Here is a 25,643-nt window from a genome sequence, read left to right on the forward strand (position 1 = left end):
CGGGTTCTCCACTAGGCTGACCGACGGCCAGTTCGTGTAGCAGGAGCCGGAGGTAAGTACGCCGATGACGACGAGTCGTGGCGCGCGTGTGGGGCGCCAGGTCGGGGCCGGAATCGGCGAGGCGGTACTGGCCACAGTGGTCGCCGTGCTGGTGGTCGCGGTGGGTTTGTTCGCGTTTTCGCTGGTGAACTGGCCGGCGTTCAACTCCTCGAACGTACTGCGGGCGCTGACCACCGTGGGCCAGGTCGGCGCCACGGTGTTGCTGGCGGTATCGATCGCGCTGCTGCGGCTGCGACGGGCCCGCCGGTGGGCGAAACTACTGTCCTGGGCCGGTATCTCGGCGTTCGTCACCGTCACCCTGGGGCTGCCGCTGGCAGCGACGAAGCTGTACCTGTTCGGGATCTCGGTCGATCAGGAATTCCGCACCGAATACCTGACCCGGCTCACCGACAGCGCCGCACTACGCGATATGACCTACGCGGACCTGCCGCCGTTCTACCCGGCCGGTTGGTTCTGGTTCGGCGGGCGCGTCGCCAATGTGCTCGGGATGGACGGCTGGGAGGTTTTCAAGCCGTACGCGATCGGGTCGATCGCGGTGGCGGCGGTGGTCTCGCTGGTGCTGTGGTCGCGGTTGATCCGCGCCGACTGGGCAGTGGGGGTGACCGCCGCGATCACCGCGGTGGGGGTCACCTATGCCGCGCCGGAGGCCTACGGCGCCGTAATCGCCATCCTCATCCCGCCGGTACTGGTGATGGCGTGGGGTGCGCTGTACCGCCCGGCCGAACTCGTACACCCGACCTCGTCCGCAAGCGGGGCACCGGTGCTGGACCGCTCGGCTGATGAACCGGTAGCGGGTACCGCAACGACAGATCCCGCCGATACCCTTGAGCCGGCAGCTGCGCCCGCCGATCCGGCGGATCGACGGACCGTCGCAGAACACGGCGTCGGCAACGAGAACCCGTCCGCTGCGGGATCGACCGGTGCTACGGCCGCGCGGGATTCCGGCGCGGCCGGGAAGACCGCCGGACTACCCGGTGCTGCCACGGCAGGCGGCTGGGCGGCGGTGCTGGGGACGGGGCTGTTCCTCGGCCTCGCGGCCACGTTCTACACGCTCTACTTTGCGTTCGCGGTATTTGCCGTGGTGCTCATGGCGGTGGTCGCGGCCGGGCTGGGTGTCCGGGCCCGCTACGCCGCGCGGACACCGCGGCGCATCGCGGCACAGCAGGGGGCTGCGGGGGAGAAGGTCCAGGGGATCGGGGGTGCGATCGGTGCGCCGCTGCTGCGGCTGGTCGTGATGGGCGTGATCACCGCACTGGTCGGACTCCCGGTGTTCGTGCCCTTCCTGCTGCGGATGCTGGACAACCCGAAGCTGGAATCCGGTGGCGCCTTCCACTATCTGCCCGAGGCCGGGTCCGAAATGCCGCTGCCGATGGCGGAGTTCTCACTGCTCGGCGGCCTGTGCCTGGTCGGAGTGATCTGGCTGGTGCTGCGCGCCAGCTCCTCGCGGCGGGCGCAATCCCTGGGGCTCGGGGTGATCGCGGTCTATCTGTGGTCGCTGCTGTCGATGCTGGCCACCGTGGCAGGAACCACCCTGCTGTCGTTCCGGCTGGAACCTGTGCTGCTGGTGCTGCTGGCCGCGGCGGGCGCGTTCGGGTTCGTGGAGGGCGCCCGGGCGGTGTATCAAGCCTTGAACGAACCGGCACGGTTCCGCTGGGTGGCGATCGTGCTCGCGACCGTGGGTGCGCTGGCCTACTGCCAGAACATTCCGCACATCCTGGCTCCCGAGATCACCACCGCCTACACCGATACCGACGGCGACGGACACCGCGCCGACCAGCGCGACCCCGCCGCCGTCCGGCACTACCACCACATCGACGACGCCCTGCGGGACCAGACCGGCCGCGAACCGTCGGAGAACGTACTGCTCACCGGCGACACCACCTTCCTCGCCTACTACCCGTACTTCGGATTCCAGGGCTTGACTTCGCATTACGCGAATCCGCTGGCCGACTATGCGGATCGGTCCGCGACCGTCGAGGCCTGGAGCGAACTGGAGACGCCGCAGGAACTCCTCGACGCGATGGCCGCCGCACCCTGGCGCGGCCCCGACGCTTTCCTGTTCCGCCGCAGCGGCGACGATTACACGCTGCGGCTGGCGGCGGACGTATATCCCAACGACCCCAACGTCCGCCGTTACACCGTCACGTTCCCGGCGGCCCTGTTCGACGATCCCCGATTCACCACCACCGATATCGGACCGTTCAGCCTCATCGTGGTGAAGCGCTGAGTTCTTGGGCGAGGCCCGGGCACACTAGGGCATTCGCCTTTTGCGGTGTGCCTGAGCCGGACCGAGTACGGCATCATATCGGCCGCGCCTGCCGCCGACTCCTTCGAACTCGGCGGCAACAGCCTCGTGGCCACCCCGGCGCTGCCCTCACCGGCGCCGCCCTGACTGGGCCGTCCGGTTCGCTCCAGTGCTGTGCGCGACCTCGCCCCGGCTCGCCGGTCGGTAGTGACGAGCGCGCCATCTGCTATCTGCTGGTGCCGCCGCCCGGGTGATGGCTGCCGCGGCCGTGGGTGCCTGTGTCCGGTTCGCGCCCGGTCGGGCGGTTTCGGCTGCACCCGGCGTATCGGCGCAGCACTGTTCGCGCTGCGTCACGGTCGCACGCTTGCTTGCGGGACCGCGCGCGTAGGCAATGTGTCCGCGAATCGACCGATATGCCGTCCGGTTCGTTCCGGGTGCCCCGCCGAGCCGTGCACGGCCGTGGATGCGCTGCGCCTGGTTGCGCCGATTAGAGTCGAGCCCCGTGCGACCGCAACGATCCCCCCGAGCGTTGAACCGTATCCGTTTGCTGGCCCTGGTGTCCGGGCTACTCGGGTTCGTGCTGGCGATCCTGGCGCCGGTGCTGCCGGTCCGGCAGGACCAGACGGTCCTGGACTGGCCGCAGGCCGGTGCGACCGACGTCGAGGCGCCACTGGTGAGTTATCAGCCGCTGCGGCTGGATCTCACGGTGCCGTGCCCGGTAGCGGCCGCCGCCGAGGGCACGGTGGTGGCGACGGTTCCCGACGAATCGGGTAAATCGTCGGCCCGCGGTCTGCGGGTCAGCATATCGGGCGACACGTTGTCGGTGGTGTTGCGCGATGTACCGCTGTTGTCCGCCGACCGTGCGGAACTGGCCGGTTGTGAATCGCTGTCGGTGGTTTCGACCGCGGCCTCCACCACCGCCGAGCTCACCGGTGCCGTCCGCGCGGACGGTACTCCGTTGCGCACCCAGGTGGATCGGGATATCCGGCCGCAAATGGTCGGCGTCTTCACCGATCTGCCCGCCGAGCAGCTCGGCGGTATCCGGTTGCACGCCGATATCGATTCCCGTTTCACCTCCTCGCCGACCTTGCTGAAAATGGCCGCGATCATCGGCGCGGTCGTGTTCACCATGCTGGCGCTGCTGGCCCTGCACCTGCTCGACACCAGCGACGGCCGCCGCGCCCGCCGGTTCCTGCCGTCGCACTGGTGGCGCTTCCGGCTCGCCGACGGCGCGGTCCTCGGGGTGCTGGTGGGCTGGCATGTGATCGGCGCCAACACCTCCGACGACGGCTACATCCTGAACATGGCCAGGGTGTCGGAGAAGTCCGGTTATCTGGCGAACTATTACCGCTGGTTCGGGGTGCCGGAGGCGCCGTTCGGCTGGTCGTACGAGGTGCTGGCGTGGATGTCGCGGATCTCGGAGTCGAGCCCGTGGATGCGGTTGCCCACGCTGCTCGCCGGGATCGTCTGCTGGTTGGTGATCAGCCGGGAAGTGCTGCCGCGGCTCGGCGCCCGGGTACGCGGTAACCAGGTCGCGCTGTGGACCGCCGGGCTGGTGTTCCTGGCGTTCTGGCTGCCCTACGACAACGGTCTGCGGCCCGAACCGCTGATCGCTGCCGGTGCACTGCTCACCTGGTGTTCGATCGAGCGTGCCATCGCCACCGCACGGCTGTTGCCGACAGCGGTCGCGATCCTGATCGCGGCGTTCTCGCTGGCCGCCGGCCCGACCGGGCTCATCTGTATCGCCGCGCTGATCGCGGGTTCCCGCCCGGTTCTGCAGATCATCATCAAACGGGCCCGTGCCGACAGGAGCGGACCAGGCCCGGATGCGGTAGCGGAGCGTGACCACGCAGGATCCTCGCCGATGCCGAATAGGCAGGGCGGGAGTGTATGGGGTGCGGTGGGACGGTACGCGAGTCTGCTCGCACCCGGACTGGCTGCCGGAACGCTGGTACTCGTGGTGATTTTCGCCGACCAGACCCTGTCGACAGTGCTGGAGGCCACCCGGGTACGCACCGCGGTCGGCCCGAACGTCGCGTGGTTCGACGAGCGCACCCGCTGGGATTCGCTGCTCATGCTCTCCCCGGACGGTTCGCTGGCCCGGCGTTTCGGTGTGCTGCTGATGCTGCTCTGCCTGCTGGTCTGCATTCTGCAGGTACTGCGCAAGGGCCGGATCCCGGGTACCGCGCGGGGGCCGTCGGTGCGCGTTCTCGGCATCGTGTTCGCCTCGCTGCTGCTGATGATGTTCACCCCCACCAAATGGACCCATCATTTCGGCGTCTACGCCGGCCTGGCCGGTTCGCTCGCGGCACTGGCCGCGGTGGCAGTGGGCACCAACGGTATTCGCGCGCCGCGTAACCGCGCGCTGTTCGCCGCCGCCGTGCTGTTCCTGCTGGCGATCACCTTCACCGGGTCGAACGGCTGGTGGTACGTGTCCAGTTACGGTGTCCCGTGGTGGGACAAGGCGCCACTGATCGCGGGGAAGGGCTTCTCGACACTGTTCCTCGGGCTCAGCGTGCTCGCGCTGCTGGTGGCGTTGTGGTTGCACTACCGGGCGCCGTACCGCAGTGGTCCGCCGTCCCGTTCGTCGCGTTACGCATCGGCGCCGTTGACCGTCGCCGCGGCGCTGATGGTGCTGTTCGAGATCGCTTCGCTGACCAAGGCGGCCGCAGCCCAATACCCGGCGTACTCGATCGCCAAATCGAATGTCCGCGCGCTGGCCGGTGACCCGTGCGGATTGGCGGACGAGGTGCTGGTGGAGACGGATACTGCCGATTCACTGCTGCAGCCGTACGAGGGCGACCCGGCCAACGGTTTGGTCTCCGGTGATCCCGAAACCGAGACCACCGGTTTCACGCCGGACGGAGTGGCCGGCGATCTCACCGCGGATGCGGAGGAAACCGTCTCCGGCAGTGCGAACTCGCTCGAATCCGATACCGAGAACAAGACCACCGACACCACCGGCGCCGGGACCGGCGGCGGCACCGAGGATCAACCGGGGATCAACGGTTCCACTGTCGCCTTGCCGTTCGGTCTCGACCCCGCCCGCACCCCGGTACTGGGCAGCTATCACACCGGCGACCAGCAGGAGGCGCAACTGACCTCGCAGTGGTATCGCCTGGACCTGACCGACGAGATGCGCGCCGACCCCGCCTACCGGGTGCTGACGATAACCGCCGCCGGCCGGATCAAATCGATAGACGCCGATGGAGTGCTGACCTATGGGCAGGAATTGACCGTCGAATACGGCACGCGAGCCGCCGACGGCACCATGGAGGTACTGGGCTCGGTGACTCCGCTGGATATCGGCCCGAACCCGTCCTGGCGCAATCTGCGGGTCCCGCTGGACCAGTTGCCGCCCGAGGTGAATGCCGTCCGGCTGGTCGCGGTGGACAACGACATCACCAGCCGCCAGTGGCTGGCCGTCACCCCACCCCGCTTGCCGCGCCTGACAACCCTGGATTCGGTTGTCGGGCATACCGATCCGGTGCTGCTGGACTGGCACGTCGGGCTTGCTTTCGGCTGCCAGCGGCCGTTCGACCACGCAAACGGCGTGGCGGAGGTGCCGCGCTGGCGCATCCTGCCGGACCGGACCGGATCGGACGCGTCCAACGCCTGGCAGGACCATATCGGTGGTGGCCCGCTCGGCTGGACCGAACTGCTCCTGCAGGCGGATTCGGTGGCCACCTACCTCGCCGAGGACTGGGCGCGGGACTGGGGTTCGCTCGAGCGGTACACCCCGTACCGGCCCGGTGCGCAGCCCGCGGAACTGACCGTCACCCAGCGCAATCGCAACGGTCTGGAGACCGACGCACCCATCAAGGTGAGTTGAACTACGGTGCGCTACATCGAAACTCGTCAATCATGTGTGTTACCTCACAGTCCGGTTTATTTCCAGGTGAGGGAATTCCCGAATGGATGACGAACCCGGACTCACGCCGTACCCTGGGTCGCATGACCTCGGCCTTCGAAGATATGGAACTGCGCGATCTCGTCGGCTTGCTCACCGATGAGGAGCAGCGAGAACTACGACCAACGGTATTACGCGTCCTCGGGCGACTGCCGTCTCAGGAGGTGCTGCGCCGGGAACTCGGACAGCGGATGACGCGAGTATGAGAGCCAACCCGGCCTGGACATCCATGGGCTGGGCGAACCGAAATACGACGAGGGCCGTCGCGCCGGAGTAGATCCGGCGCGACGGCCCTCGAGCTTTACCGATCGGGTCGACGGAAGCAGTGAACCGGGATGAGCTGTGCCGAGGCACTTGCTCCGGACAGGCGCAACGATGGTGCCGGTCCGTTCAGGCCCGTTCGGCACGGCGACGGCGCATCTCCGCCGCGGCTTCCTGTTGCTGTCTCGCCGCCCGGGTCACCGCCCCGTCAGACGGGAAGTTTGCGGAAGATCGGGCGCGGGATATGGCGCAGGATCATCATCACGTACCGGAATGCGCCGGGCGCCCAGATGAGCTCCTTGCCCTTCTCCGAAGCCGCGACGGCCAGCGCCGCCACTTCTTCGGAGTCCACCGTGAGCGGAGCCTCTTTGGCGCCGGTGGCCTTCCAGTGCTCGATCGTCGTGGTGGTGCGCACCTGACCGGGCCGGATCACCAGCACTCGCGGCCCGAACGGCCGCAGCGCCTCGCCGAGGCCCAGGTAGAAACCGTCCAGCCCCGCCTTGGTGGAGCCGTAGACGAAATTCGAGCGCCGCACCCGCTCGCCGGCCGCCGAGGACATGGCGATGATCCGGCCGAAGCCCTGCGCCTTCATCTTCTCGCCGATCAGCACGCCCACCGATACCGCGGCGGTGTAGTTGATCTGCGCGATCTGGACCGCCTTGCGCTGGTCCTGCCACAGTTCCTCGGCATTGCCGAGCAACCCGAACGCGACGATTGCGACATCGATATCGCCGTCGGCCCAGGCCTTTTCGACAACCTCGGGGTGTGCGGCGGTATCGAGCGCGTCGAAATCGAGCACATCGACCTGGTTCGCACCGGCCGCCTTCATCTGCGCCACAGCGGTATCGCGTAGCGGATCACCGGGCACCACGGCCAGGACCACCCGGGCCGGGCCCTTCTTCAGGTATTCCGCACAGATCGCGAGGCCGATTTCCGAGGTCCCGCCGAACAGCAGAATGGACTGCGGATTGCCTACCGCGTTGATCACTGAAGCTCCAGCCTTCTCGCCATATCGGACATGAATACGCCTGTCGGGTCGACGCTGCGGCGCACCTTGATCCACTCGTCGATCCGGGGATACATCTGATGGAAGGTTTCGGCGGTGGTACGCGAATCCTTCCCGGTGTAGAGCCGGCCGCCGAATTCCAGGACCCGCCGGTCCAATTCGGTGACGAACTCGTTGAGGCCGGGGGCGATCGGGAAGTCCAGGCAGACGTTCCAGCCCGGCATGGGGAAACTCAACGGCGCCTGATTACCCTCACCGAAGTACTTGAACACGTTGAGGAACGAGTAGTGCCCGCTTGCCTGGATATCGATGAGGATCTGCTTGAATTCCGCCACGGCCTCCGGCGGCACCACGAACTGATACTGCAGGAATCCGCGGGAACCGTAGGCGCGGTTCCATTCACCGAGCATATCGAGCGGGTGGTAGAAGGCCGTCAGGTTCTGCGGCTTCTGCCGGTACGTCGCGCCCTTGCGGTACCAGACCTCGGTCGCCAGGGTGAAGGTCTTGTTGTTGAGCAGCCCGTTCGGGAAGACATCGGGGAACGTGAGGAAGGTTTTCCCGGTGAACCCGAGCGGGTTCTTCTGCAGCTTCTTCGGCAGCTGGTCCAGTTTGGCCAGTGAACCGCGCGAAATCACCGCCCGGCCGAGTTTCGGCATCGGACTGAGCGCGTCGAACCAGGCCGAGCTGTACTCGTATTCGTCCTCGGAACCGTCGCTGTGGAAAGCGATGGTTTCGTCCAGGCCGGAGGTCACATCGCCGTCGGCGATGAAGTACGCGGTTTCGGTCGGGGTCATCTCGATGGTGGCCCGCAAGATGATGCCGGTCAGGCCGCAGCCGCCGACGGTGGCCCAGAACAGTTTGGCGTTCTTCTTCGGGCTGATGGTCTGCACGGTGCCGTCCGCGGTGAGCAACTGCATCGACCGCACATGGTTACCGAAACTGCCCGCGCTGTGATGGTTCTTACCGTGGATGTCGGAGCCGATGGCGCCGCCGACGGTGACCTGCCGGGTGCCGGGCAGAACCGGGACCCACAGTCCGAACGGCAGCGCGGCCTTCATCAGCTGGTCGAGATTCACGCCCGCATCGACATCGACCAACCGGCTGTCCCGGTCGATCCGGTGGATCTTGTTCAACGCGGTCATATCGACCACCAGGCCACCCGCGTTCTGCGCATTGTCGCCATAGGAGCGGCCGAGACCGCGGGCGATCACACCGCGCCGTAGATGGGCCGGTTTGCCATCGTTGTCCGTGGCGACCTTGGCGACCGCTTCGGCGATGAGTTCCGGGTCGCTCGTCGAGAGCACCTCGGCGGTGGTCGCGGCGGTACGAGCCCATCCGGCGAGTTTCCGGGTGGTGGTGGGTAGCGCGAACCCGGTAACAGCTGTATCGGGTTCGCCGGCCGCCGGGGTCTCGGTACCGGCCGACTGGGTCGAGGTCGGAGCTTTCGTGGACATCGGGATAGAGGCTACTGCAACATTGCGCCGCCTGCGGTGTCGCGGGGCGAGGGCTTATCGAACCCTGCTATCGGGTTGGCCGTCCATGAAGGGCGGGGCTGTAATGTCGGAGGCGCTCCGCGCCTCGAGGGTGGGGCCCTATCAACCCCTGGTCTTCCCTCCTCCGCTCCGTCAGTCCAGACCAGGGCGGGCCAACCCGGGGGGGTTACCGTTTACAGCTAGTACAGATAGTTCGGCTGTCTTGGGCACCCAGAGGTCCCGTAGGTGGGGTTCGGCAAGTAGATTTCGGGCGGTGGCCCCTGAAAGCAATGCCGTAAGCCGGGGACCCCGGGTAGCGCCGGGGGAAACCGGGGATGCCTCCCTCTCGCCCGGGGAGCAGGTGACTGCCGGTCTCGCGCCGGTGGCCCTCGACGAGGCGAGCACGCAGATCGGTCTGAAGACGCAACTGGTGCGTTTCGTAGCCACCGGTGCGCTCTCGGCGGTGGTCGATTTCGGGCTGTACTGGCTGTTGCTCGAGGTGGCCGGACTGCCGGTGAATATCGCGAAGGCGATCGGGTTCATTGCCGGCACCACGACGGCATATCTGATCAACCGGCGATGGACCTTCAACGCACCGCCCAGCAGGGCACGTTTCATCGCTGTGGTCGTGCTCTATGCACTGACCTTCTTTGTGCAGGTCGGCATCAACTGGGTGTTCTACGAGGCCATCGGCGAAGGCCTCTGGTGGCGGGTACCCCTCGCCTATGTGATCGCCCAGGGCACGGCGACGGTCATCAACTTCGTGGTGCAGCGCCTGGTGATCTTCCGCATCCGCTGATCCCGCCCGGCGCCGATCGAGGCCTTACCCACCCCGGAAAGGTCCCGGCGTGGCACGCCGGACTGCTGGCCGAAGGCGCCCATCCGGCTCGGCAAGGAAGTGCACCGCCGGGCCGGCCGGTGGACGGAAGCCGGCGGTGCTCCGGGACGACGAGAACCCCGGTCGTACGCGACGACCGGGGTTTTGCGGATATCAGTCTGTTGGGGCCTGCTCAGGCGACGCTGGTCAACCGGCGCGGGCGCCGGGCCAGGGCGCTACGCACCGCCGCGCCGAGGGCGACCACCGGCGGAATCCAGCGGGACTCGTCGGGCGCGACGCCCCAGCTGGCCGAACCCGCCGAGAGGTGGGTGGGCGGCAGCGGGATGCCGTCACCGTCGGTGTGCACGACCGCGCCGGCCGCGCGCAGCGCCTCGACGGCACGCTCGGCCTTGCGCATACCGGTGACCAGATGGATTTCGCGGCGCTCGGCGCCCGGAATCTCGATGACCGGACCGGTCAGGTTGTTCGCGCGCAGGTACCGGCGTACCGACGCGGCCAACTCCCCGGTGACCTCGACGGCGGACAGGTCGGCATCGGTGATCAGGCACAGGCCGTTGGTCGTTTCGGCGACCGTCCAGCCACGCTGGACGTAGTCCCGCGCGGCCGCGGACTTGGCGCCCGCCGAGACGGAAGTCGAAAACGTCGTACGCACTGTCATCTCCATTCCCCGGTATAGATCAGCTCCGGCTTTCATGGGTCGTATCGGTGCCGGGTCCCCGTGGCGTTACGCCGTTCCAGCGAATTTTTTCGACTGTCGGCTACGTCTCATTCCTTTCCACGGGGGAATAGCAGCGGCCGGCACCGCTATACCTGGTCACGGTCGGCTTCCCGGGCGGAATCCAGGGAGGATCCCGGTGCGGCCAGTGAGTCAGTGGACGAATCCCCCGAGAACCGGCCCGGCGGTAGCCGGGGCGCCTGGGCCGGTGATTTCACCGGCACCGTGGGGGTGGTTCCGCGACGGAACCACCGGGCAGCGACATTACCGCCGAACCGTCCGCTCGGCGAATCCGGCGGAAACCGCGCTCGCGGCCGGGTTCTGCGTGGCATTTCCGCCGCCGGCCCGGTTTGTGCGGGCGGTCAGCGGTCGCGCAGTCGCGGTGCCGCCGCGTCTTTCGGTGAGCGGAGATAGGTGAGCTGTCGCCCGTCGCGATCGGCCGCCGGCCAGTCGATGGCCAGATCCGGGTCGAAGGCGTCCAGATCGTGGTCGTATTCGGGGCTGTATTCGAGCGAGCACAGATAGGTGAGGGTGGAATCGTCGGCCAGGGACAGGACGGCATGCCCGAGCCCCTCGGAGATGAAGACCGAGCGCCTGTCGCGATCGTCGAGCAGGACACTGTCCCAGCGGCCGAAGGTGGGTGATCCCTCCCGCAGATCGATCACCACATCCAGGAACGCGCCGCGGACGCAGGTAACGTATTTCGCCTGGCCGGGCGGATCGTCGGTGTAGTGGATCCCGCGCAACACCCCGGCTGCGGATACCGAGGTGTTGACCTGTCGCAGATCGAACGGCCGGCCGGTGACCTTCTCGAACTCCGCGGCGCGGAAGGTTTCGGCGAAACAGCCGCGATCGTCGCCGTGGACCGTGGGGCTGAACACCCAGGCGCCGGGGACCGACATCTCACTGATCCGCATCTACCTACTCACCAACTCCGTCCGTGCTCGAGCAGATCGAGCAGGTACTTACCGTAACCGGAGCGAGTGAGGGGGTCGGCCAGCAGGCACAGTTGCTCGTCGTCGATATAGCCCATCCGCCACGCGACCTCCTCCGGCACGCCGATTTTCAAACCTTGGCGTTCCTCGACGGTGCGCACATAGTTGGCGGCGTCGAGCAACGAATCGAAGGTGCCGGTGTCGAGCCAGGCGGTGCCTCGCGCCAGCACATCGACACCCAGTCGGCCCGCTTCCAGATAGGCCCGGTTGATATCGCTGATCTCGTACTCTCCGCGCGCAGACGGAACGAGGCCGCGGGCGATCTCCACCACGTCGTTGTCGTAGAAGTACAGCCCCGGCACCACGTAGTTCGAGCGTGGAACCTTCGGTTTCTCCTCGATGGAGATCGCCTTGCCGTCGGCGAATTCGACGACACCGTAGGCGGTCGGATCCGAGACCCGGTAGGCGAAGATGGCGCCGCCGTCGATATCGGCGAACCGGTGCAGGCTGGTCCCCAGGCCGGGGCCGTGGAAGATGTTGTCGCCCAGCACCAGCGCGGCGGAGTCGCCGCCGATATGGCCGGCGCCGAGCACGAAGGCCTTCGCGATACCGTCGGGAACCGGCTGCACGACATAGCTGATCGAGATGCCGAACTGCGATCCGTCGCCGAGTAGCCGGGTGAAGGATTCGGCGTCCTCGGGTGTGGTGATCACCAGGATGTCCCGGATACCGGCCAGCATGAGGGTGGACAGCGGATAGTAGACCATCGGCTTGTCGTAGACCGGGACCAGCTGTTTGCTCACCCCGCGCGTGATCGGATGCAGCCGTGACCCGGTGCCGCCCGCCAGAATGATTCCGCGCATGTTCGGTCAGTGTGCCAGTCGCGATGCGGTGGCGCGCGTGCGGCAGGCTCCCCGGGGCCCGCCGGCCGCGTGCGGGCGGTCGGGGGCCCGGGATCAAGGCCGGTCCGCGCGGTCCGATACCGGTGGGGCCGCGGCGCTTTCGGTGTGGTCCGGGCGCTCCGGGGCCCGTCCGCCGGTTTCGTTCCGGAAACATCGGGTACTCGGTGGAAATGAGGGCGTTACATTTTCCGGTCCACGGCGAATTCGAACTTTCGACGCGGATTCGGTAGCGGCCCGATATCTGTGCCGGCGGTGTGGCCGGAGTTTCGTGTGTGAACCGACGCCCTCGTGATTCAGCGAGCAGTAGAAGTGGTCGAGAGGGGAGAGGTTTTGTCGATTTCGGCATCAGAATCCAGAGTTCGGAAAACTGATGAAGAGTACGACCCGGATAAGGGGTACGTTGCCTTGCTGGGTTGGAGTTTGAATGCCGTGGAAGCGGTGGATCGGTTCGACCGGCGCTACGTCGTGGTAGCGCCGGAGTGGGTGGCGGACTATTGCGCCGAAAACGGCATACCTTATCTTCCCTGGAATTTCGAACGGCTCAACGACCGGTCGATGGAAATCGCCGAGACGTTACAGGATATGGGAGTGGACGTCGCCATTCCCATCTTCGAGGAAACCGTCGAATGGGCGGGTGCCATCAATTCGGTGCTGATGGACAATCCTCGCCTTTTCGGGCAGGCCATGCTGTTGCGTGACAAAGCGCTGATGAAGCGGCGCGCGCAGCTGGGCGGAATCCGCGTCGGAATATTCGAGGAAGCCCACGAACGCGATGACGTGATCCGGTTCCTGAAACGAGTGAACCAGACCCTGCTCAAGCTCGACGGGGATCCCAACGACCCCATCCATGTCAAGGCGTTCGACAAGGCCGGCTGCCTCGGGCATCGGGTTATCCGGACTCCGGACGAGATCGATACGATCCCCGACGACGAGTTCCCGGTCCTCATGGAATCACATCTGGACGGCTGGGAATTCGCCGTGGAGGCATGGATCCACAACGGCCGGATATGCTTCCTGAACATTTCCGAGTACGTCACCCTCGGATATTCTGTATTCGTACCCGCAACGCCGGAACTGGAGAAGTTCCGCCCCGAGATAACTCGTCAGGTCGAACGGCTGGTGAAAACCTTCGATATCGAGTTCGGCTTCGTGCACCCGGAATATTTCGTCACCAGCGACGGTGAGATGTACTTCGGTGAGGTCGCTTACCGGCCGCCGGGATTCAAGGTGTTCGAACTGCTGGAGCGCTCGTACGGGTTCAACGCCTATCATGCCCTCGTACTGGCCTTCGATCCGAAGACCACCGAGGAAGAGATCGAGAACTTCTTTCCGCGGGAAGTGGAGGATGCGAAAGGGCACGCGGGCTGTTTCGGGGTTTATCCGCGGCGACGCGTGGTCAGTCAGTTGTCGGTGCCCGACGAGACCGAGGACCACGAATATTTCGAAACCCACGAGCTCGCGGAGCCGCTGACGGAAAAAGTGACCAAACGTACCGCATTCGGCAATCATTGGGGCTTGTTGTACTTCTTCGGTGACGACCCGTACACTCTGCGGGATCTGCTGAAGCGACAGGAAGAGCTCGATTTCTACATCTGATTCGTTCGGCAGTTTCGCGTAGGAGCGACTCCGGGCCCGGAGGCGGTAGCGCAGCGTAGCCACGCAGCCGTTGCTCATACGCCATAGACACTGATCACGGGGAGGATCCTCATTTGACCCCACTCAGCGGTGACGGGGCGACCCTCGACAGACGTCTGGCCTTGCTGGATGACGCGACGCAGCTGCTCGCGGACACCAGCGATTTCGGCAAGCACCTGAAGCTGTCGAGGGTTCTCGCGGCGCTGCGCCGAGTACTGTTGTTGCCCGGCGGCTGCGCGGCCGTACGGGCACGGGCGGCGCGGCTGGAATCGGCCGGTCTGTTCCGCGGTACGGATTGGGCACAGCCGCAGATCCTGATCCCCTCGTTGAGCACAGGTTCGCTGCGCAGCGCCAACGGCGACACCGTGGTGCTGGAGACGGTGAGCAATCTACGGCTGCTGGCGGTGGCCAAGGGCGAGTACGTGCACCCGATGATCTCCGCCGAACAGGCGAACCATCATCTGTCCCAGGTGCTGGCCATGAATCTGACCCTGTTGTTCACGCCCCCCACCGAGGCGGAGCGGGCGCAGCAGGGCCGGATGGCCCAGGTTTCGCGGGAACTGCTACGCCATCTCGTCGAGGAGATCGGCTACGAGAAGGTGCTGGAGAACCTGGTCGACGAGATCTGGCGGATCCTGCGGCAGCGGCCGATCCAGGTGGAACCGGTGAAGCGGATGATCACCCAGATCGCCGTCGCCCGGACCAACCCCGATATCGATCTGGGCGCCGCGGGACTCGGTGCCGACCGGTTGATCAGCAGTCTCTACGGCACCACCGAGGCGTGCCGGGAGGATCCGGGTGTCGAGGTCTACCGGGAGCGCCTCGAATCCATGGACGACAGCGCGCTGGCGTACGAGACCGCGGGTTTCGCCCGATCCATGCACGACACCGGACTGGTCTCCCCGTATCACGCGGTGCTGGTGCGTTTCCTGCTCGGCAAGGGGGAGTACCTGCTGGGCGAGGCGCTGGGCCTGTCCAGCACCGGACGCGAATGCCTGCTCTGCTACCACGAACTGGTCCGCCGCCTCATCGCCGATGCCGTGCACGTCGAAACCGCGCAGTGCATCTACGGGATCGCGCTGCTGCTGGAACGCGGGATCCTCTACCAGCCGCCGGTCGCCCCGGCGCTGTGGCGGCAGCTCGCGTTGCAGCTCTCGCCGTACTCGCAGGAACGGCTCACCCAGGCATTCGGTGCCGATCCGGACCCGCATGCCCGCCTGCTCGCGGGCATGCTGTCCATCCTGGGGCTGCCACTGGGCGTCGGTCAGGGCGACAACCCGACCTGCCAGTCGGCCCGCGCACTGTCGATGTGGGCCTACAACGACCCCGACTATCTGCTGCAAACGCTGGCCTGGGCGGCGCGTGACGACGAGGTCGTCATGCATTTCGAAGGCCGGCCCATCTCCTCGCGCGACAGCGTGGGCGGGGTCGCCACGAAACTGCCGGTCGACCTGGATCCGGTATCGCTGCTGGTGGTGCCGCATCTGGACCGTATATACGCGGAAATGGGCAGGCAGTGCGCCGACCGCGAAGGCGATCCGCACCGCTGGGTGAACCCGGAATTCCACGGCTGGTGGTCGGGCCGGGGATTCCGGATCAACGTCGATGTGGCCACCGGGCAGCTCACCGATCTGGACGAGTTCCTGCGCCACTTCTATGCCAGTTACCACCCGTTCCACAACGGCAACCAGCCGTTGATCCACCCCCAGCCGGCCGGAGTCGCGGTGACCGACAGCGCCGCCCGGTTCGTGGGCTGGCATGCGATCACCATCCTGCGGGTCGCGCTGGATCCGCAGGACCGGATGCGCGTCTACTTCTACAACCCGAACAACGACAGCGGTCAGGACTGGGGCGACGGGGTCGTGGTGGGGACGGCCGGCCACGGCGAACGTTTCGGCGAGGCCTCGCTGCCGTTCGAACAGTTCGCCTCCCGGCTCTACATCTTCCATTTCGACCCCCTCGAGCCGGGAGAGCTGGCGTCGGTGGACCGCACCGAACTGGACCGGGTCGTCGGCTATGTGCACCGCAGCTGGGGGGCGGATCGGCTGACCGCCTGATACCCGTTGCCGCCGGAGCGAGACGGCCCGGCCCGGGATCGATACCTGGACCGGGCCGTCTCGGCCGACGAGCAGGAACAGGTACGTCGGGAGCGGACGTCGTTGCTGCTGGAGACCTTATTTCACCGGGAACGGCTCGTTGATCGTGGTGACGTATTGGATGATCGCTCCGATGGTCACCGGTGCGGTGATCAGTAGCTGCCCGGCCACCGTGCCCAGGGCGCCGACGGCGATGATTCCGCCGAGACAACCGACCACCGCGGCCGGAACGAACGGGCCGAAGAGACCGACGATGGTCGCCGCGGCCACGGTCGCACCGGCGATACCGCCGAGTACGCAGCCGAGGCCCGCGCCACCCAGTCCGCCGACGAGGGTGCCGATGGCCGCGCCGGTGGCGATCGTGTCTTTGAGCCGGGTGAAGGCCGCGACTTCCCGGTCGTACGGGGTTTTCCAGGGAGCCGTCTCCTGGTGAGGAAGGGCGACCGGCCGGTACACCGCTTGGGTGGGATCCAGTTGTGGAGTGAGTGTGGCGGTATGGCCGGAGATCTCGGCAGTGATCGGGAACTCGAAGTCGTCGATTCGGAAGGTCAGCGGTGCGCCTGCCAGTACGGTTCCATCGGGTGCTTCGATCTCCAGTACTCCATCGTCGACCATCATGGACCCGGAATCGGTGGTGACGACCGCCCGATCCTCGACGACCTCGGCACTGAAGCCGACAGCTGCGGGCTCGGACGCGGGCGCCGCTTGGGCGGCGCCGGATGTGATACCGATTGCGGCAGCGAGCAGCCCCGCGATCGCGGCACTGTTTTTGACAAGCATGTGATCACCTCGTGTGGGAGTGCTGGGATAGAGCGCAAGGAACCGAACGGAGCCGACCGGCCGGTGGTGTAACGGCGCACGGACGGATCCGGGCATTTACCTTAGATTTACTTTCGTAGTGCTCTCAGCCACGGGAGTACGGAAGGTGTTCTGTCTCTTGTCTTCCCGATTGCCGAGGGTGCTGTTCTCGCCCGTCCCGCGGTGCCGACGCCGGATGCCGTGCCGCGAGCGCAATGCCCCGCACCATGTGGTCCGGACGTAGAGTGGATGGGTGCGTCTTCTCGTGACCGGTGGGGCCGGGTTCATCGGAGCCAACTTCGTCCAGCAGACCGTCACCGAACGGCCGGAGGTGACGGTTACCGTCCTCGACGCGCTCACCTATGCCGGTAATCGTTCCTCGCTGGATCCGGTGGCCGACCGGATCGATTTCGTGCACGGCGATATCGCCGATCTGGATCTGGTCGACGAACTGGTCAGCGGGGTGGACGCGGTGGTCCATTTCGCCGCCGAATCGCATAACGACAATTCCCTGACCGAACCGTGGCCGTTCGTGCAGACGAATATCGTCGGCACGTATTCCCTGCTGCAGGCCGTGCGCCGCCATGAGGTGCGTTACCACCACGTGTCGACCGACGAGGTCTACGGTGATCTCGCTGCCGGCGATCCCGCGTTCACCGAACGCACGCCGTACAACCCGTCGAGTCCCTATTCGGCGACGAAGGCGTCCGGCGATATGTTGGTTCGCGCCTGGGTACGGTCCTTCGGGATCCGGGCCACCCTGTCGAACTGCTCCAACAACTACGGGCCGTATCAGCATGTCGAGAAGTTCATTCCACGCCAGATCACCAATCTGATCGACGGCGTGCGGCCGCGCCTGTACGGCGGCGGGCAGCAGATCCGCGACTGGATCCACGTGGACGATCACAACCGCGCCGTATGGGATGTGCTGGAACGTGGCCGGATCGGGCAGACGTATCTGATCGGCGCGGACGGCGAGCTCGGCAACCGCACAGTGGTCGAACTGCTGCTGGCCGAGTTCGGTCGTGCCCCGGATGATTTCGATTTCGTCACCGACCGCGCCGGGCACGATCAGCGCTATGCCATCGATGCGAGCACGCTCCGCGACGAACTCGGCTGGCGCCCCCGCTACGCGGATTTCCGGACCGGTCTGGCCGCCACCGTGGCCTGGTACCGGGCCAACGAATCCTGGTGGCGCCCGGTCAAAGCCGCCACCGAACGCGCCTACGCCGAAGCCGGCGAACGGACGATCGCCGCCCCCTGATCGCCGCCCCGGCTCACCCCACAGTGCCGGAGGCGGCGCCGCAGACCTACGCCCAGACGTAGATGTGATATTTCGCGACCGTGGCAACCAGTGCGATCGTCGCCGCGACCACGATCGTCACCGCGGCGCCCCGCCCCGGCTCACGATCGTCGGGGCCGCGTAGCCGCAACGGCATCCAGCGCAACAGCACCACCAACGTCACGATTGCCAGCGGAATGAAGTACCGGCCCTGGACGCCGTCGATGATGTAGTAGCCGACCGGCGTGAACGACATGTACAGCGTCACGTAGATCATCGCGACACTGGCGGCCATGGTCAGCGCGACCACCAGCGTCCGCCGGAAATCCGGGTGGGCGAAGCGTTCGGCCGTCCCGACGCTCACGGCGAGTGCCAGCAGGCAGGCAACGATCGCGGTGGCGGGCACATTCACGTACGCGAAACCGAGTTCACCGAAGAATTCGGTGAACCATTCGTGATCGCGGCGCAGAATGCTCTCCCAGAAGGTTCGCAGGAAACCGAACGGGTCGGTCAGGATGCCGATCAGCTGTTCACCGGTGTCGACCGTGTACCACTGGTGCTGCGGGCGCATCAGGCTGGTGCCCTCGCCGGTCGGTGCCGCGATCTTCATCCACACAGCGAAACCGGCGGCGCCCAGGCCGGCGCAGACCCAGGTGACCCAGCGGCGCCACCCGGTCAGGCCCATCCGTTCGGCCGGAATCAGCACCACCAGCATGGCCAGCAGGATGTAGGTCGGTTTGCACAGCGGCAGCAGAACGGCGCAGGCCATCACCGCGGCCGTTTCGGTGCGCCCCAGCCTGTCCCCGAGGAACAGTCCCTTGACCAGCAATGCGGAGACCAGCAGGGCGAGCGCGTTGGTGAGGGTGTCGGCGGTGATGGTGCCGGCCTGGAACACTGCGATCGGCAGAACGGCCACGGTGAACGCCAGCCATTGGATGCGGTGCGCCCGCAGCGCCCACAGCGCGAAACCGACCACCAGCAGGTAGGAGGCCAGACCGGCGAGCCTGGTGAGGCGTACCAGGGTGCCCGCATCGGCCCCGACGAGGTCGGCGGTCCAGATACCGATCGCGTTCGGGATATAGGGCACGGCCGAATACGCCGCGGTGTTGGTGAACCACACCGTCTTCTGCTCATCGGTGACCGGTGCGTCGCTCAGCCGCTGGTAGGCGCCGGGGTCGGCGACGAGAGGGAACGGCTCGCCCGGGTTGTGGGTGTAGTCGTCGAGCGCGAATCCCATGAGCGCTTCCACGGCGGCCGGTACTTCACCGCCGTAGGCGACACCGCGGTCGTCCTCGATCGCGGTGGGGCCCAGTCCACCCTGCGACACCTGGTAGGCACGGCCGAACTGGGTGAGTTCGTCGTGTCCCCAGAACGGCGGGCTCATCACCGCGAACACCAGGCCGAAGATCCCGGCGAGCAGGAGGAAGGCCACGGTGGCCGGACCGGCCCGGTGGACCACGGCGCGGCCCGCGCGGGCCGGAGCAGACAGGGGTCTACTGCCCGCGGCCCGCTCGTTTCCGGCGGGACGGGTCTCGGTATCGGCGGTCAACGGACATCCCCGGCCACGGGATCCGGCTGGGATTCGCCGGTCGAAGCGGCCGGTTGTGCCGCGGCCGGCGCCTCGTAGCGCAGGTAGATCAGCCGGGCGGCCTCGTGCCGGGAGCGGCGGATGCCGTCCAGGATCAGCCCTGCTGTCCAGGCGAGGAAGCCCACCAGCAGCAGTGTGCACGCCAGGAAGAGGGTGGGGAAGCGCGGCACGGTATGGGATTCGTAGTATTCCGCGATGATCGGGATGGTCAGGACCACCGAGACGATCCAGCTCAGGGTGCCGAACAGGCCGTAGAACGCTACCGGCCGTTCGTGCCGGGCCAGGCCGAAGATCAGGGCCAGGATTTTGAATCCGTCGTGGTAGGTGCGCAGTTTGCTTTCACTGCCCGCGGGCCGATCCCGGAAGCCGACCGGCACCGCGGCTTTCGGAACGCGCAAATGCAGCGAATGTACGGTGAGTTCGGTTTCGATCTCGAATTCCCGGGATACGGCGGGAAAACTCTTGACGAAGCGGCGGGAGAACACCCGGAACCCGCTCAGCATATCCTCGACGTTTTCGCCGAAGACCTTGCCGACCACGCCGTTGAGGACCCGGTTACCGGTTTCGTGACCGGCCCGGTAGGCCGATCCGCCCACATCCTGCTTCCGGACGCCGAGGACATGATCGAAGGGGCCGGAGAGCAGGGTTTCGATCATTTCCGGGGCCGCGGCCGCGTCGTAGGTGTCGTCGCCGTCGATCATGAGGTACACATCGGCCTCGATATCGGCGAAGGCGCGGCGTACGACATTGCCCTTGCCCTTGGCCAGTTCCTTGCGCACGATGGCGCCGGCGGCCTGTGCTTTCTCGACTGTGGCATCGGTACTGAGATTGTCGTACACATACACGACAATTCCCGGCACCGCCGCCTTGAGGTCGGTGACGACTTTGGCGACCGACGCTTCTTCGTTGTGGCACGGAACCACGGCAGCAACGCGCAGAACGGTGGACTCCACCTGGTCAAATCCTCGAAATCGATGGATATGGGAACACCGGGAGAGTACCGGGTCGGTGTCGTGACCGATGGCTCAGGTCACTACGGTACCGTCGGCGCGTGTCATCTGGTGAGTCGTCGGCCGTGGTCGACACCGGCGCGCCGGCCCCCCGTTCGCTCGTCGCCCGGGTGCGTGCCGGGTTACGGCAGAGCGCGGCGTTCCTGGTGGTCGGGGTGATCGGGTTCCTGGTCGACGCCGGTACCTACAACCTGCTGGTGTTCAACTTCGGTGCCTGGGGCGGCGAGGGGTTGATGTTCCACGTCCCGTTGCCCGCGAAGATCATCGCGATCGCGGTGGCGACCGTGGTCACCTACTTCGGCAACAAGTGGTGGACGTTCTCGCACAAGCAAACCGGTAGTCCGGCCCGCGAATACGTGATGTACGCGCTGATCAATGTGATCGCCATCGGGTTGCAGCTGGGGTGCCTGGGTTTCTCCCGCTATGTGCTGGATCTGTCCACCCCGCTGGCCGACAATATTTCTGGAACACTGATAGGTCAGATCGTTGCGGTGGTGTTCCGGTATTGGGCTTATGACAAGTTCGTGTTTACCGGCGAAGGCGATAGGGAAACGACCGAACGGGCGACCGGCGTGGCTGATTGATATTCTCGGGCGCGCCGCGAACCGTATTCCGGGACATGTCGGTCCCGTCGGCACATAAGGATTTCGAGGACTTCATGGACCAGTCGGCTATGCAGGCCGTTAGCGAGACGAACGAACACTCGGCGGCCGCGCCGGAGTCGCTGCGCGCCGAACACCATCGGGCACCGGACCGGCTGGTGTTGGCCCGGGGCATCTTCACCGGACCGTCATCCAAGATCAGCGACGAGCTGTACGCGGTCGTCAAGGGCCGAGCCACCCGCGAGCGGATGAGCCTGCACCTGGAAAAGGGCGCCACCGCACACACCAACACCTACTTCGGCCGTTTCGCCGCCAGCTACTGGCAGCGCTGGACCGTGGTGACCGAAGTACAGGCGACCATGACGCTGCACGTCGGCAAACACGCCAGAGTGCGGATCGTCGCCTCCGATATCGCGGGGCACCGCCGCATCGTCGGCAGCACCGAGGTCACCGCCGGCGGGCAGGTGACCTTGACCGCCCCGCTGGATCAGTTCGTCGACGGCGGTGCGCTCTGGCTCGAATTCGATGCCGTCGGCGGGGAACTGGCCGTTTCGGACCTCACCTGGACCGCGCCGGCGCCCGCCACCGTACGCCCGGTGGCCATCGCGATCTGCACCTTCAACCGCGCCCAGGACTGCGCCGAAACCGTCGCGGCACTGGCCTCCGACGAGACCGTACTCGGTGCCCTCGACGCGGTGTATGTGGTGGACCAGGGCACCGACCTGGTGGAGAACCAGCCGCGGTACCAGGAAACCCGGCCCGTGCTCGGCGCGAAACTGCGCTATATCCGCCAGCCCAACCTGGGCGGCGCCGGCGGTTTCACCCGCGGGCTGTACGAGGTGTCGGCCACCGACGAACACGCCGACGTCATCCTCATGGACGACGATATTCTGTGCGAACCCGAAACCGTGCTCCGGTTGCAGGCCTTCGCCAACCTCACCGTGGAACCGACCCTGGTCGGCGCCCAGATGCTGTTTCTGCTCAACCCCGACTATCTGAACGTCGGCGCGGAGGACGTGCACCTGGACAAGCTGATGCACGGCCAGAAGGTGCCCAAGGCGCTGCGCAACACCAGCATGCTCAAGAAGAACCAGGAACGCCGCGTCGACGCCGGTTACAACGCCTGGTGGACCTGCCTGATCCCGGCCGAGGTCGTGAAGAAGATCGGGCTGCCGCTGCCGATCTTCTTCCAGTGGGACGATGTGGAATACGGGGTCCGTGCCCGCGAGCACGGGTTCGTCACGGTCACCCTGCCGAACGCGGCGGTCTGGCACGCGGACTTCTACTGGAAGGATTTCGACGACTGGGCCCGCTACTTCAGCACCCGTAACTCGCTGATCGTCAGTGCCATGCACGCCGACCTGGATGCCGGCACCGTCTCCCGGCAGCTGCTCCGCAATATCGGGGAGTACCTGGTGGGGATGCAGTACGGTCTCGCGCACACCACGCTGCAAGGTATCGAGGACTTCCTGCAGGGCCCGCAGATCCTGCGTGACGGTGGCACCGAGGTGCTGCGCCGGGCCCGCACCAGCCGCGCCGACTACCCGGAAACCGTGAAACATCCCGCCGCCACCCCGACGGTGAACTCCGCCGATATCCGGGTACGCCGGGCCGGGGGCGAACCCAGCCGGCTACTGGCGGTGCTGATCAAACGGGCGATCCAGCAGTGGACCGGCCGGGTGGAATACGGGCTCATGGGAGTGACCCGCGAGGACGCGCACTGGTGGCATGTCTCGCTGTTCGACCATGTGGTAGTCACCGACGCCTCGCAATCGGGAGTACGGGTACGCAAGCGCGACAAGGCGCGGGCGCGCGCCCTGCTGCTGCGTACGCTGCGGGTCCTGCGCCGGCTGCGCAAAGAACTGCCGACATTGCAGGAGCGCTATCGCAGCGCCCACGCCGAGCTCACCAGCCGCGAGAACTGGGAGCGGTTGTACGGGATCAACGGGAAGTAGCTGATCACGGGTGGAACCGAGGCGGTTCCACCCGTGACAGTCGGTATTCGCGCGCGCGGAGATCCGTGTAGTCGGTTGCCCGCCGCCGCGGTGCGGACTGCTCGCCTGTGCCCGCCATCCGATCGTCGAGAAGCGGGAGTTGCCGCACTGCTGGGAGACTTGTCCGGCGACTCCCGGCGGGCCACCCCGCCCGTCGATACCGGCTCACGAACCCCGTCGGCCTCGCTCGGTTACGACACCGATCGTCCGGTCCGGCGATACATGCGGCGGGCAGCGATCGACCTCGACCGGCAAGGTGCGGCCGGGGATACTCGGCGATCTCGGCCCAGGTCGCGCGGAAAGCAGGCGGTGACAGCCGCCTGTCGGCCGGGCGAGGTGGGCCGAGGGGCACATCGAGTCCATTGACGCGTAGCAGCGAGTGGGCGCCGCTTGGCGATCAGAGAAAGAGATCTGTGCTGAGCGGGCCGTCACCGGGGGTTACGCGGTACTTGTCGAGGTCGGTGATGCCGTGGGCGGCCAGTACGTCGTCGTCGATGAAGAAATTTCCGGTGGTTTCGGCGGCCGGTGAGGTGAGCACCAGATACGCCGCGTCGGCGTAGATATCCGGGGTCCGCGAGGTGCTCACCATCTCCTCGCCGCCGAGGAGATTGCGCACCGCGGCGGTGGCGATGGTGGTGCGCGGCCACAGCGAATTCACGCCGATACCGTCGGGTTTCAGTTCCTCGGCCAAGCCCAGCGTGGTCAGCGACATACCGTACTTGGCGATCGTGTAGCCCAGGGAAGAACCCGCCCATTTCGGGTCCAGGTTCAGCGGCGGCGACAAGGTGAGGATATGCGGATTACGGCCGGCCGCCGCGGATTTGCGCAGCTCCGGGATGCAGAGTTTGGACAGTAGGAAACTGCCGCGGCAGTTGATGTCCTGCATCAGGTCGTACTTCTTCATCGCCAGTGCGTCGGTGGGGGACAGGTCGATGGCGGAGGCGTTGTTCACCACCATATCGATCCCGCCGAAGCGCTCGGTGGTCCGGCGGACGGCCTCGGCCACCGAATCGTCGAGCCGGATATCGCCGACGAACGGCAGTACCGTCCCGCCCACGGCCTCGATCTCGGCCGCCGCGGTGTGGATGGTGCCGGGCAGTTTGGGATGCGGCTGATCGGTTTTGGCGATGAGGGTGATATTTGCGCCGTCGGCGCCGGCCCGCTTGGCGATCTCCAGGCCGATGCCCCGGCTGCCGCCGGACATGATCATCGTCCGCCCGCTCAGTGGTTTGTCTCCGGTTGCCGTCATAGCCTGCCCCTTCTGTCGTCGCGGCCGCCGTCGCGCGATATACAACGCGGCCGGCGCATGCGGTTCGAGCGTAGGCAACCGGCCGGGTGTTGCCCAGAGGGCGCGCGATCATTGCAGGTCGGCGGGGCGTAGCTGTACGGCCGTGGCCCCGCGGCCACGGCCGCATCACGCGACCTCCGGCAATCACGTGCGTGCGTGCCCACGACTTGCGCGGGAACTACGGAATCACGAAGACTTCGGATGTTACGCGGGCGCTCTGCGGGCCGATATCGGTCCGCAGAGCGCCTCGCGCCGAATCACATCGAGGCCATGATGGCGATGTTGAACACGAACATGAGCGCTATGAACGCCCACAGCACATACATCACCACCATGCCGGGCGTCTTCTGCGGTACCGGCCCGATCGCGCCGTTCATGAAGATGATCGCGGGCGCCCGGTAGTAGTACCGAACCGCCTGCCCGGGCTGGACAGAAACCGGAGTCTCGGCGGGACCCATATCGAACAACCACGGTGTCACCACACGCACCTGGTAGTTACCGGGGCCCACCGGGATATGGTTCGCCCCCCAGCGCGTATTCGGCACCTGCTGCCCGTTCACGAAAATTTTCGGTTTGGTGATCGCGAGCAGGAATTCTATGGGGGTGTAGGAACAATCCACCGTGATGCCCGGTGGATCGTTCGGCGCCGGCTGCCCCGGCTGCTGACCGTACGGCCCCGGCTGCCCGCCCGGCCCGAACTGTGCCTGCGGCTGCCCGGGCTGCGGGTACGGCCCGCTCTGGAACTGTGGTTGCCCCACCGGCTGGGGTTGCGGACTGCTCGGGAACGGCGGTTGCCCGGAGGGCTGCCCGAATCCTTGCGGCGGCACGCCCCACTGCTGCTGCCCCTGTGGTCCCCCTGGTTGCTGCGGTTGCCCGCCCGGATGCGGTGCCGGCGGCGCAAACTGTGGTTGCGGCGCCGGGTACTGGCCGGGTGCGGGCATTCCCTGTGGCGGCTGACCGCCGGGGTAACTCATCGATCTCCTCCCGAATCATGCTGATTGCCAGC

The 25,643-nt window shown here is 66.4% G+C and carries 19 protein-coding genes; 9 read left to right on the forward strand and 10 right to left on the reverse strand.

Annotated elements, in window-relative coordinates; translation table 11 throughout:
- Positions 1 to 64: 64 nt before the first annotated feature.
- From NFL01S_RS04505 to NFL01S_RS36035, 3 genes are all read left to right on the forward strand, one after another.
- Positions 65 to 2,287 (forward strand): arabinofuranosyltransferase, encoded by a 2,223-nt coding sequence (locus tag NFL01S_RS04505; RefSeq protein WP_062971763.1) that lies wholly within the window; start codon positions 65 to 67, stop codon positions 2,285 to 2,287.
- A 481-nt stretch (positions 2,288 to 2,768) separates the two neighbouring features.
- Positions 2,769 to 6,137: an arabinosyltransferase domain-containing protein gene (locus tag NFL01S_RS04510; protein WP_084492403.1), complete on the forward strand. Its 3,369-nt coding sequence runs from the start codon at positions 2,769 to 2,771 to the stop codon at positions 6,135 to 6,137.
- 122 nt (positions 6,138 to 6,259) lie between these two features.
- On the forward strand, positions 6,260 to 6,421 hold the full coding sequence (locus NFL01S_RS36035; RefSeq protein ID WP_168433881.1) for a hypothetical protein: 162 nt from the start codon (positions 6,260 to 6,262) through the stop codon (positions 6,419 to 6,421).
- Between the two features lie 263 nt (positions 6,422 to 6,684).
- Here NFL01S_RS36035 and dprE2 read toward each other — a convergent pair whose 3' ends face one another.
- Both dprE2 and dprE1 read right to left on the reverse strand, forming a co-directional pair.
- Entirely contained in the window at positions 6,685 to 7,464 is a 780-nt protein-coding gene (dprE2, locus tag NFL01S_RS04515) for a decaprenylphospho-beta-D-erythro-pentofuranosid-2-ulose 2-reductase (protein WP_062971767.1), read from the reverse strand.
- Complete coding sequence (dprE1, locus tag NFL01S_RS04520; RefSeq protein WP_062971769.1) at positions 7,461 to 8,936, reverse strand: decaprenylphosphoryl-beta-D-ribose oxidase; 1,476 nt, start codon at positions 8,934 to 8,936, stop codon at positions 7,461 to 7,463. The genes dprE2 and dprE1 overlap by 4 nt, the downstream gene beginning before the upstream one ends.
- A 379-nt stretch (positions 8,937 to 9,315) precedes the next feature.
- On the opposite strand from dprE1, the gene NFL01S_RS36040 reads away from it, so the two are divergent.
- Positions 9,316 to 9,753 carry a GtrA family protein gene (locus NFL01S_RS36040; RefSeq protein ID WP_245670538.1) on the forward strand — a complete coding sequence of 146 codons (438 nt, stop codon included), beginning with the start codon at positions 9,316 to 9,318 and terminating at the stop codon, positions 9,751 to 9,753.
- Between the two features lie 211 nt (positions 9,754 to 9,964).
- Here the strand turns inward: NFL01S_RS36040 and NFL01S_RS04530 are convergent, their stop codons facing one another.
- From NFL01S_RS04530 to rfbA, 3 genes are all read right to left on the reverse strand, one after another.
- On the reverse strand, positions 9,965 to 10,444 hold the full coding sequence (locus NFL01S_RS04530; RefSeq protein WP_062972398.1) for a hypothetical protein: 480 nt from the start codon (positions 10,442 to 10,444) through the stop codon (positions 9,965 to 9,967).
- 425 nt (positions 10,445 to 10,869) lie between these two features.
- A complete protein-coding gene (locus NFL01S_RS04535; protein ID WP_062971772.1) occupies positions 10,870 to 11,424 on the reverse strand; it encodes a dTDP-4-dehydrorhamnose 3,5-epimerase family protein in 555 nt (184 codons plus the stop codon).
- 8 nt (positions 11,425 to 11,432) lie between these two features.
- Complete coding sequence (rfbA, locus tag NFL01S_RS04540) at positions 11,433 to 12,305, reverse strand: glucose-1-phosphate thymidylyltransferase RfbA (protein ID WP_033243851.1); 873 nt, start codon at positions 12,303 to 12,305, stop codon at positions 11,433 to 11,435.
- A 594-nt stretch (positions 12,306 to 12,899) separates the two neighbouring features.
- Between rfbA and NFL01S_RS04545 the strand changes: the two genes are divergently transcribed.
- Positions 12,900 to 13,940, forward strand: a complete 1,041-nt coding sequence (locus NFL01S_RS04545) for an ATP-grasp domain-containing protein (protein ID WP_245670539.1) — start codon at positions 12,900 to 12,902, stop codon at positions 13,938 to 13,940.
- A gap of 113 nt (positions 13,941 to 14,053) precedes the next feature.
- On the forward strand, positions 14,054 to 16,036 hold the full coding sequence (locus NFL01S_RS04550; protein ID WP_062971774.1) for a hypothetical protein: 1,983 nt from the start codon (positions 14,054 to 14,056) through the stop codon (positions 16,034 to 16,036).
- A gap of 117 nt (positions 16,037 to 16,153) precedes the next feature.
- On the opposite strand, the gene NFL01S_RS04555 is transcribed toward NFL01S_RS04550, so the two are convergent.
- Positions 16,154 to 16,855 (reverse strand): DUF8020 domain-containing protein, encoded by a 702-nt coding sequence (locus NFL01S_RS04555; RefSeq protein ID WP_062972402.1) that lies wholly within the window; start codon positions 16,853 to 16,855, stop codon positions 16,154 to 16,156.
- A gap of 271 nt (positions 16,856 to 17,126) precedes the next feature.
- Between NFL01S_RS04555 and rfbB the strand changes: the two genes are divergently transcribed.
- Positions 17,127 to 18,137 (forward strand): dTDP-glucose 4,6-dehydratase, encoded by a 1,011-nt coding sequence (gene rfbB, locus NFL01S_RS04560; protein WP_062971776.1) that lies wholly within the window; start codon positions 17,127 to 17,129, stop codon positions 18,135 to 18,137.
- Between the two features lie 46 nt (positions 18,138 to 18,183).
- On the opposite strand, the gene NFL01S_RS04565 is transcribed toward rfbB, so the two are convergent.
- Positions 18,184 to 19,704 (reverse strand): DUF2142 domain-containing protein, encoded by a 1,521-nt coding sequence (locus NFL01S_RS04565; RefSeq protein WP_062971778.1) that lies wholly within the window; start codon positions 19,702 to 19,704, stop codon positions 18,184 to 18,186.
- Positions 19,701 to 20,696, reverse strand: coding sequence for a glycosyltransferase (locus NFL01S_RS04570; RefSeq protein ID WP_062971780.1), 996 nt, complete (start codon positions 20,694 to 20,696; stop codon positions 19,701 to 19,703). The genes NFL01S_RS04565 and NFL01S_RS04570 overlap by 4 nt, the downstream gene beginning before the upstream one ends.
- A 98-nt stretch (positions 20,697 to 20,794) precedes the next feature.
- Between NFL01S_RS04570 and NFL01S_RS04575 the strand changes: the two genes are divergently transcribed.
- Positions 20,795 to 21,337, forward strand: a complete 543-nt coding sequence (locus NFL01S_RS04575; protein WP_084492404.1) for a GtrA family protein — start codon at positions 20,795 to 20,797, stop codon at positions 21,335 to 21,337.
- Between the two features lie 74 nt (positions 21,338 to 21,411).
- Positions 21,412 to 23,310 (forward strand): glycosyltransferase, encoded by a 1,899-nt coding sequence (locus NFL01S_RS04580; protein WP_062972404.1) that lies wholly within the window; start codon positions 21,412 to 21,414, stop codon positions 23,308 to 23,310.
- 436 nt (positions 23,311 to 23,746) lie between these two features.
- Here the strand turns inward: NFL01S_RS04580 and NFL01S_RS04585 are convergent, their stop codons facing one another.
- Together NFL01S_RS04585 and NFL01S_RS36725 are read right to left on the reverse strand one after the other, a co-directional pair.
- Positions 23,747 to 24,598, reverse strand: a complete 852-nt coding sequence (locus NFL01S_RS04585; RefSeq protein ID WP_062971784.1) for an SDR family oxidoreductase — start codon at positions 24,596 to 24,598, stop codon at positions 23,747 to 23,749.
- A gap of 296 nt (positions 24,599 to 24,894) precedes the next feature.
- Positions 24,895 to 25,611 carry a hypothetical protein gene (locus NFL01S_RS36725; RefSeq protein WP_245670516.1) on the reverse strand — a complete coding sequence of 239 codons (717 nt, stop codon included), beginning with the start codon at positions 25,609 to 25,611 and terminating at the stop codon, positions 24,895 to 24,897.
- Between the last annotated feature and the right edge of the window lie 32 nt (positions 25,612 to 25,643).

This window comes from Nocardia flavorosea NBRC 108225 (assembly GCF_001613385.1).
GTDB lineage: Bacteria > Actinomycetota > Actinomycetes > Mycobacteriales > Mycobacteriaceae > Nocardia > Nocardia flavorosea.

Bases quoted from the DNA above. Each gene is read 5' to 3' on its own strand.
- NFL01S_RS04505 (WP_062971763.1), top strand. From the start codon at position 65: ATGACGACGAGTCGTGGCGCGCGTGTGGGGCGCCAGGTCGGGGCCGGA.
- NFL01S_RS04510 (WP_084492403.1), top strand. From the start codon at position 2,769: ATGCGCTGCGCCTGGTTGCGCCGATTAGAGTCGAGCCCCGTGCGACCG.
- NFL01S_RS36035 (WP_168433881.1), top strand. From the start codon at position 6,260: ATGACCTCGGCCTTCGAAGATATGGAACTGCGCGATCTCGTCGGCTTG.
- dprE1 (WP_062971769.1), bottom strand. From the start codon at position 8,936: ATGTCCACGAAAGCTCCGACCTCGACCCAGTCGGCCGGTACCGAGACC.
- NFL01S_RS04535 (WP_062971772.1), bottom strand. From the start codon at position 11,424: ATGCGGATCAGTGAGATGTCGGTCCCCGGCGCCTGGGTGTTCAGCCCC.
- rfbA (WP_033243851.1), bottom strand. From the start codon at position 12,305: ATGCGCGGAATCATTCTGGCGGGCGGCACCGGGTCACGGCTGCATCCG.
- NFL01S_RS04545 (WP_245670539.1), top strand. From the start codon at position 12,900: ATGGAAATCGCCGAGACGTTACAGGATATGGGAGTGGACGTCGCCATT.
- NFL01S_RS04555 (WP_062972402.1), bottom strand. From the start codon at position 16,855: ATGCTTGTCAAAAACAGTGCCGCGATCGCGGGGCTGCTCGCTGCCGCA.
- NFL01S_RS04580 (WP_062972404.1), top strand. From the start codon at position 21,412: ATGGACCAGTCGGCTATGCAGGCCGTTAGCGAGACGAACGAACACTCG.
- NFL01S_RS04585 (WP_062971784.1), bottom strand. From the start codon at position 24,598: ATGACGGCAACCGGAGACAAACCACTGAGCGGGCGGACGATGATCATG.
- NFL01S_RS36725 (WP_245670516.1), bottom strand. From the start codon at position 25,611: ATGAGTTACCCCGGCGGTCAGCCGCCACAGGGAATGCCCGCACCCGGC.